An 8042-nucleotide genomic window follows, 5' to 3' on the forward strand; every position below is an offset into this window, starting at 1 on the left:
CACCTGCCCGAAAGCGGACCCTCCTAAGGTCCGCTATGGGGGGTAAGCGGACATTGGCCCCTGCGCCGGCGCTTTGCGTCCAGGCAGCATTCCAGAACGGTACCGGCAGTTCGCTGACTGACACCACCCTTGAGCTCGATAACCTGATTGGGACCGGATCCAGCGGCCTCCATTAGGCGGCGGTCGGACGACCGGGCGATGCCTTGCCGCTGTAGAACACGCCAAGCCTGAACACCGCCCAGAGCACGCCCGTCACGGCCGTCGCAGCCAGCAGCAGGGCAAGGTCGGGGCTGTAGAGGGCGAGGGTGCCGATCGAGACGCCGAACATCTGCGGGATGAGCCATACCGAGACCCAGGCCAGGGCGAGGGTCATCAGCAGGGGAAACCACAGGCTGAAGGTGCCGAACACGCCGGACTTGGCGCGCAGGCCACTTCGGCGAAACCACGCCACAATGGCTCCGATCACGAACAGCACTGGCAGGAGAGCAAAGGTCAGGAACAGGGATTTCGGGCCCCATCTGTCCCCGTCATCCTCACCATCGCGGCCGAAGGCTCTCGCGCTGACGCCGCTGAAGAGTCCCACGTTTTCTCCGAATCCCATGCCGCTGTTCGCATTGACGAGGATGATGACGGCGCGACCCTCTGCCGGCGACAGGACCGCGAGCGTCTCGATCCCGGGCGTGAGGCCCGAATGGTAGGCGTCGCCGGTATTGGCGTCGATGGACCAGCCAAAGCCATAATAGGGTGACGCGGTGCTGGCCGGGCGCAGCATGGCGGTCTTGCTCTGCACGTTGATGACGTCGTCCCGCCCGTTCATCATGGTCGCCAGATAAAGCGCCATGTCGGACGCCGTGGAGACGACGCCGCCCGCCGATGCGTTCGCGCGGTTCGTGCGGTTGTCCCTGAACGGGCGCTTGGAACCGAACCAGGGCTGATGCCCGACCGCCATGGAGTCATGACGCGCCCCAACGGAGACGAAGCTGTCTTCCATTCCGATCGGTTCGAGAATCCTGGCTTCGACATAGCTGGCATAATCCTGGCCGCTCACCGCTTCGATGACCGCACCCAGAATCTGGTAGTTCGCGTTTGAATATTGCCAGCGAGCGTCGGGGGCGTGCGCTGGACGCCATTGGGCGATGCGCGCGACCTGGCGCTGGAGTTCATCCCCGCCCGGGCTCCTGTCAAAGTCGATGTCATTGCCTTGCCGCGTTGAGAAGCCGCTGGTGTGACTGAGCAATTGCCGGAGCGTGATGGCACCGGAAGGGCGGCCCTTGAAGACATCGAGATATTGCGAGACGGGTGCGTTCAGATCGACGGTCCCGGCTTCGACCAGTTGCATCACCGCCATGGCGGTAAAGCTCTTTGAGATGGAGCCGATCAGGAAAGGCGTATCGGGCGTCACCGGCCTGCCGCTGCCGATCAAGACCTCTCCGCGCGCGCCCGAGACAATCTCGCCGCCCTCAACCACGGCATAGGCGATGCCCGGCGCGCCCGAGATCGGCAGTTCTGTCGCGATAAAAGCGTCGATCGGTTCGGCGGACATGCGCGCGGGTGCTGCGGCTGCCAGTCCAATTGCCAATAAGGCCCAAATGAATCGCATGCGTCATCCTCCTGCGCGTATTCTGTGTGTACCACAGCAATAAGTGACGCTCCGGGAGGGGGCGCTGTTGGTCCGCCATGGGATGATCCTGGCGAGGATTATATTTATCCGGCCCACATGTTCGAGATGTCCGCTTTGGGTCGAGAGCGGAAACTGGCATCCGAGCGGAAAGCGGACGCTTTTGGCCCGGCGTCGCCGGTCTACCGCCCCGAAAGCGGCAAAACCCCGCGATCGCAGACCAACTTTCATCCCCTAAAACTATGGTTGTGACGCCTGAATTAATTTCGGGTCAGTCTTTGGTCGCATATCTGGACGACGGCATTAGAGCGGCGACATCGACAACCACAACGAGGTGTTCATGTCCCTGCTCAAAAGCCTGAAACTTTCCGCCGCCAAGCCGCAGAATCAGCCGGCCAGCCCTCAAGATCGCAATCGAGAGAAACTGCGCGGTTATCTCGCCGAACAGCGGGCGCTGATCGAGGCCACGGTGGCGGGCAAGCCCTATGCGGGCGTCCGCACCGTCACCAAGACGGATGACACCGGGAACCGGACGCGGGTCGAGGTCCCGCGCACCGTCCGCAAGGGCTGGTTCACGGGCGACGGCGGCAAGGTCTACTTCCAGCTCCGCTACGGCGGGAAGCCGCTGGAACTGGCGAAGGGCATGACCGCAGTGGAAGCTGACAACCTGGCCGCCATCGGCCCGGTCATCGACACGCTGGATCAGGCGGTGCTGGCCGGTGAGTTTGATGCCGCCGTGGCTGCTGCCGCCCAAGCCCGCGCTGCGATGATGAAGACGGCGAAGGCAAAGAAGGCGGGCTAAGCTAAGCTGAAATAGATGGGCGGCAATGCCGCCCATCACGCTTCTCTCAGGGAGACCCCATGGCCCACGTCGTCGTTTTCGATCTTGAGACCATTCCCGATCTGGAGGCCGTGTCGCGCATCCACACAATCGACCCGCACGACGAAGATCGCGCTCAGGAGATCGTCGGCGACAAGTTCTGCAAGCTTCCCCTGCACCGGATCGCCTGCATCGGTGCCTTGATCGCGGAGAGCAGCGACAATGGCTGGATCGTCCGGTCTCTCGGTGCCCCGCACATCGGCGACCGCAGTGAAGCCGACCTCATCAGCAGTTTCGCGGACCGCTTGAACGAACTGCGGCCCTGCCTCGTGTCGTTCAACGGAAGCGGCTTCGACCTGCCCGTGCTGCGCTACCGGGCCATGGTCAACAAGTTGTCGGCGCCGGGCCTGTACGCGAGAGGCTATTTCAAGCGGTACTCCGACGACGCGGTTGATCTTTGCGATGTCCTCGCGAGCTTCAGCATGCAGGGCAAATGTAAGCTGGATGAACTTTCGCGCATCCTCGGACTTCCCGGAAAACCTGACGGCGTCGATGGCTCCAAGGTGGCCGAGTACGTGACGACTGGCCGTATTCAGGAGGTCGCGGACTACTGCGAAACCGACGTAGTCAACACATACCGGGTTTGGCTCCGCTACGAATTAATGCGGGGCGCGCTGACCGAAACTGCCTTCGACCAGAGCGAACGCTGTCTCACAGATTTTATCGACGCCCGTTCGTCTGAGCGACCGCACCTTGCTCCCTTTGCGAGACTCGCCTCCGCGCCTGATCCCTCTACTGGCGGCACCCAAGATTAAGTCGGAGTTCAGCAGAACGGCATGGGACTTGGCGTTCAGTCAGGTGCGGGCCCAAATCCGACGCACCCCGACGCACCTCCGAGTGGAGCTCTGGGTCAACGCATTGCTGAATGATGGAGAGGACGACGGCGGTGTGCCGGACACCACCTCTTCGAACATCATACTTCTCTGCCGAGCGCGACTGGAGCTGACCCGGCGATTGGTTGAGATGATCGACGAGCATCATCGAATGTGGAAACGATACCCTGTGCTGGCCGTCCTGGCCGAAACCTGTGGCTGGGAGCCGGAAGCGCTGGGTGAGGCCTACCTTCGGCACCTGAGACGGGATCTCGAACGGGCCAGCGAGCCCCGTGCAGGGCCAAGTCAGGCCGGGGGCAGCGCGGTAACCCTGAGCATAGTCGAGGGGCGTTCTGAGGGTCCGTAGGGCATTGCAGGGAGCCCCACGGCCGATCGGCCCGCGTATTCCGCCGCCCGTTAGGTTTCAGCAGTCCACCGTCGCCTAATGTCGGCCAGCAGCTTCCCGACCGCCGACTCCTGGGTGAGGTGATCCGTATTGTCACCGAAGTAAAATTCGGGGTTGTAGTTCTGCTCCCAAACCACGCCATCGTCGCCAATGACAATGTTGTAGGCGCCAGTCTTGAGTGTGATTTTGAAGCAGCGTCCATAGTCACTGTAGATGTCGCAGGTCACGCTTTCGACGATGCCCTGCAGGGCTTGGATGACCTTGAGGCGGCTCGCCTCCCGGATGGCCGGATCGGGGTCTTCGATGGCCCCGCGCACTTCCATGACCCGCTTCTGGTGCTCGTTGGCGCTAACAACGCCCCTTGCCCTGGCCAAGGCCTTCTCGGTTTCGCTCACCTCATTGGTGGCATCCTGCACGGCACGCTTCAAACTGGGGAGGCGCGCGGCAAAGAGTTCGCCAACTTCGTCATCAAGCACCTTGTCCACCGCTCGCTGCAGTCGCGCTTCGTGGTCCGCTAGGCGCTTCTGTGCTTCCGCCAGCGCCACTGTCAGGGGGTAGGTATCATCGGCTTTGCTGAACCACTTGTCGTCCAGCGCCAAATCCAAAATGGTGTCCAACGCCGTCTGTTCGAAGTCGTCGTAGAGGTAGGTTTCCTTGGCATCGCAACCTCGTGACCCGCCAGCAGACACGCACTGTAGCGCGTACCTGTTGTGCCTGCTGTTGAGATACATTCGTGAGCCGCACGCGCCGCAGCGCATGAGCCCCCTGAACAGGTTGACGGCCGTGGCCGTGTGGCGACCGCCGCCTGTGACTTTTCGGCTTTCGAACGCTGCCCGCGCCCTTGCCACGAGGTCTGCGTCCACGATGCGTTCGTAGTAGCCGGGAATGGTACGGGGTGCCGTCTTGACCCTTGCAGGGTTGCTGTAACCCACACGAAACTCGCCCTCGACTGCGGGGCTTTGAATGATCCAGTTGATCGTCGTGGGGTCCCAGCCGACACCAGCTTTGAACTTCCTGCCCCACGGTGGGATGCCGCGCTCGTTCAGGTTCTTGGCAATCCACCGGGCGCCTCTGCCAGCAGCCGCTTGCTCGTAGATATCCTGCACCAACGCCACTCGATCAGCGTGGTAGGTAAACCCCATTCGGTCCTTGTTCAGCGTCATCCACCCTGGACATTTGCCGCTGACTTTTGGGCCACCGTTGGCGGCGGCTTCAATGGCCGCTTCATAGGAATCCCGGACCCGTCTGCTGATGGTTTCGGAGTGGGATTGATCCGCCTGTCCACCCAGCAGGATTTTGATGATGCTGAGTTGGTCCTTCATGGTTTCTGGACTGAACAGATGACCGTCAGTCGTGGCCACGCTCACGCCCCTGCGCGTCATGTCGCGCAGCCAGTCGAACAGCGGCTCCCATCCCTCACGGCTCAGCCTGTCGGTTTTTTCAGCGACGATGACTGTGCCCTTGCCAATGTCGCCGGCTGCAACCTCGGCGCTCAGCTTGCCCAGCGCGCCCGTGCTGAGCATGTGTTCGCCCTTCCAGGCGGACTTACCCAAATCCTCGATGGTGGCCGTGTGTCGCCAGCCCATCTTCTCGATATAGGCTAGTCCGTCGCGCCGCTGCCGGTCATAGCTGTCGCCAGTCTTTTGCTCAGCAGTGCTGAAGCGAATGTAGAGAATGGCATCCATGGCACTGGAACCCTTTGATAACGGGGTTCAGTATGGGCGTGATATACGTATTGTAAAGCACCCGGAATTGCTCGCGCGGCTCATGCTGCAGGCTGAGCCGGACGTAGGACAACAGCGAGGTCCACGATGAGATGACCGGGCGGTTGACGGCCTCCTCACGGGCCACGCGGCGGGCGACCTCGTGCAGGGCCGCGATGTCGAGCGCGGTCTCGGCGCCGATGCCCTTGGTACGCCCCTTGGTGTCCTCGGCCTTGACCGTCATCAGGTCCTCGACCGAAGCGGCCAGCACGGCGGCCAGCGAGCCAAAGCGGGCCAGAAGAGCCTTGGCGATCGGCTTGACGTCGCCCTGGGGCTGGCTGCGAAACAGGAACAGCTCCAGCAGCTCATAGTCGGGCAGATGGTGGATGCCGGCCCCGCGCGCCCGCTCCCTCAGCCGCTCGCGATGACCGGCGTGGTGAGGGGCTTTGGGTTTTTCCGGTGGCTGTTCCAACATGGCCTTCCCCGACTGCGGGTAAAGGCTAGCCTCAGAATGTCGGGCGGAACAGGCCTGCGGGGCTGGCGGTGAAGATTTCAACGCCGGTCTCGGTGACGCCCACGCTGTGCTCGCACTGGGCCGACAGCGACTTGTCGCGGGTGACGGCCGTCCAGCCGTCGGACAGCACCTTCACCTGGGGCTTGCCCAGATTGACCATGGGCTCGACGGTGAAGAACATGCCGGGCTTGAGCACTGCGCCCTCGCCCCGGCGGCCATAGTGCAGGACATTGGGGCTGTCGTGGAACAGGCGGCCGATGCCATGGCCGCAGAAGTCGCGCACCACGCTCATGCGTTGATCCTCGACCAGACGCTGGATGGCATAGCCGATGTCGCCAAAGGTATTGCCCGGCTTGATCTGGGCAAGGCCGACCTCGAGCGAGTCATAGGTGACCTCGATCAGGCGGCGGGCGCGGGTGTTGATCTCGCCGACCGCATACATGCGGCTGGAGTCGCCATGCCAGCCGTCGACGATGACGGTGTGGTCGATGTTGACGATGTCGCCGTCCTTCAGAACCTTGTCGCCCGGAATGCCGTGGCAGACGACATGGTTGATCGAGGTGCAGATGGTCTTCTCATAGCCCTTGTAGCCCAGGCAGGCCGGGACGGCGCCGTGGTCGAGGGTGAACTCGCGGATGCGGTCGTCCAGCTCTCCCGTGGTCACGCCGGGCTTGACGTATTCGCCGATCATGTCGAGCGCTTCGGCGACCAGACGGCCGGCGGCGCGCATGCCCTCGAACCCCTCTTCGTCGTGAAGGCGTATCTCGTTGGTGCGGACGAAAACGTCGCCGTCCATATCCTGGGCTTCATACATGCGGGGTGTCCCGGTAAGTCAGTTTCGACGCGACAGTCCGGCAGGAACCGCGTCGTAAGGAGTAAAGGTCACCATGAAGATAGCACACATGCCCGCCATGCCGCGACCGATGCGGGGCCATATCGGCCCTTCAGCCCCCGTGCGCAAGCCAGGGGGCCTTCGATGAGCGCGGTGATCTCTCCCACGGCCGCCGTCCTGATCATCGGGGATGAGATCCTCTCGGGCCGGACGAAGGACACCAATCTGAACACCCTGGCCCGGTTTCTGACCGCGCTGGGCATCGACCTGAAGGAGGCGCGCACGGTCGGCGACACGCCCGATCAGATCATCGACGCCGTGCGGACCCTGTCGGCGAACCACGACTATCTGTTCACCACGGGCGGCATCGGGCCGACCCATGACGACATCACCGCCGACTGCGTGGCCGAGGCCATGGGGGTCGGCCTGCCCGAAAATGACGAGGCGCTGGCGATCCTGGAGCGGCGTTACGGCGACGAGCTGAACGATGCGCGGCGGCGGATGGCCCGCATTCCCGAGGGCGGCTCGCTGATCGCCAATCCGGTCACGGACGCGCCGGGCTTCCAGATCGGCAATGTCTTCGTCATGGCCGGCGTGCCGAAGATCATGACCGCCATGCTGGACGACGTCGCGCCCCGCCTGCGGGTCGGCGCGATCACCCACGCCCGGACGCTGAAGGTCGAGGGCGTCGGCGAGGGCGATGTCGCAGAGTTGCTGACGGCTGCGGCCGACGCCAACCGGACGCTGAGCTTTGGCAGCTATCCCTTCGGACACGGCACTGTGGGGGAATATGGCACCCAGTTGGTGGTGCGGGGCCGCGATGCCGCGACCCTGTCAGCTGCGGTCGAAGCCCTGAAGGAGGCCATCGAGGTCACCCTGGCGGACCGGGGCGTGCGGGTGTTTGAGGTCCAGCCCGAGGCATAGCCCCCTTCTCCCTCCCCCCGAAACGACACCACCGCCGTGACCGGGGGCCACGGCGGTGGGTTGAAGTCTATCGACTCTCTGGTCAGGCCCGGTTCGGCCCGGTCTCTCGCGGGGAGAGGCCGGGCCGGTCCGGAAGCCGGATCAGAAGTTGATGTCGATGGTCGCGCGCCGGTTCAGCGGCTCACGGACACCGTCAGCGGTCGGACGGGCCAGGTCGGTTTCACCACGACCTTCGACGGCCAGGGCGCCACCGGGGACGCCGCGGGCCACGAGGGCATCGGCGACCGTGCGGGCACGGCGGTTCGACAGGCCGACGTTGTAGCTGGCCGAGCCCGAGGTGTCGGCGTGACCCG

The 8042-nt window shown here is 63.6% G+C and carries 8 protein-coding genes; 3 read left to right on the plus strand and 5 right to left on the minus strand.

Annotated features, from left to right (window positions below; all coding sequences use genetic code 11):
• Positions 1–172 precede the first annotated feature (172 nt).
• Positions 173–1600 (minus strand): serine hydrolase domain-containing protein, encoded by a 1428-nt coding sequence (locus EG854_RS11830; RefSeq protein WP_123288335.1) that lies wholly within the window; start codon positions 1598–1600, stop codon positions 173–175.
• Between the two features lie 358 nt (positions 1601–1958).
• On the opposite strand from EG854_RS11830, the gene EG854_RS11835 reads away from it, so the two are divergent.
• Positions 1959–2420, plus strand: coding sequence for a hypothetical protein (locus tag EG854_RS11835; RefSeq protein WP_123288336.1), 462 nt, complete (start codon positions 1959–1961; stop codon positions 2418–2420).
• Between the two features lie 59 nt (positions 2421–2479).
• The gene (locus tag EG854_RS11840) at positions 2480–3253 is read left to right on the plus strand and encodes a 3'-5' exonuclease (RefSeq protein WP_123288337.1); all 774 of its coding nucleotides are present in this window, start codon (positions 2480–2482) and stop codon (positions 3251–3253) included.
• A 474-nt stretch (positions 3254–3727) separates the two neighbouring features.
• On the opposite strand, the gene EG854_RS11850 is transcribed toward EG854_RS11840, so the two are convergent.
• From EG854_RS11850 to map, 3 genes are read right to left on the minus strand one after another with little or no spacing between them, the layout of a single operon-like run.
• A complete protein-coding gene (locus tag EG854_RS11850; RefSeq protein ID WP_123288339.1) occupies positions 3728–5401 on the minus strand; it encodes a recombinase family protein in 1674 nt (557 codons plus the stop codon).
• A complete protein-coding gene (locus EG854_RS11855; protein WP_375782302.1) occupies positions 5364–5894 on the minus strand; it encodes a JAB domain-containing protein in 531 nt (176 codons plus the stop codon). The genes EG854_RS11850 and EG854_RS11855 overlap by 38 nt, the downstream gene beginning before the upstream one ends.
• A gap of 31 nt (positions 5895–5925) precedes the next feature.
• A complete protein-coding gene (gene map / locus EG854_RS11860; protein WP_123288340.1) occupies positions 5926–6747 on the minus strand; it encodes a type I methionyl aminopeptidase in 822 nt (273 codons plus the stop codon).
• Between the two features lie 162 nt (positions 6748–6909).
• Here map and EG854_RS11865 point away from each other — a divergent pair, with 162 nt between their 5' ends.
• A complete protein-coding gene (locus EG854_RS11865; protein ID WP_123288341.1) occupies positions 6910–7689 on the plus strand; it encodes a competence/damage-inducible protein A in 780 nt (259 codons plus the stop codon).
• A 141-nt stretch (positions 7690–7830) separates the two neighbouring features.
• Here EG854_RS11865 and EG854_RS11870 read toward each other — a convergent pair.
• A partial coding sequence (locus tag EG854_RS11870; protein WP_164461993.1) for an OmpA family protein occupies positions 7831–8042 on the minus strand: 212 nt, incomplete at its 5' end.

Source organism: Brevundimonas halotolerans (genome assembly GCF_003730275.1).
Taxonomy (GTDB): Bacteria; Pseudomonadota; Alphaproteobacteria; order Caulobacterales; family Caulobacteraceae; genus Brevundimonas; species Brevundimonas halotolerans.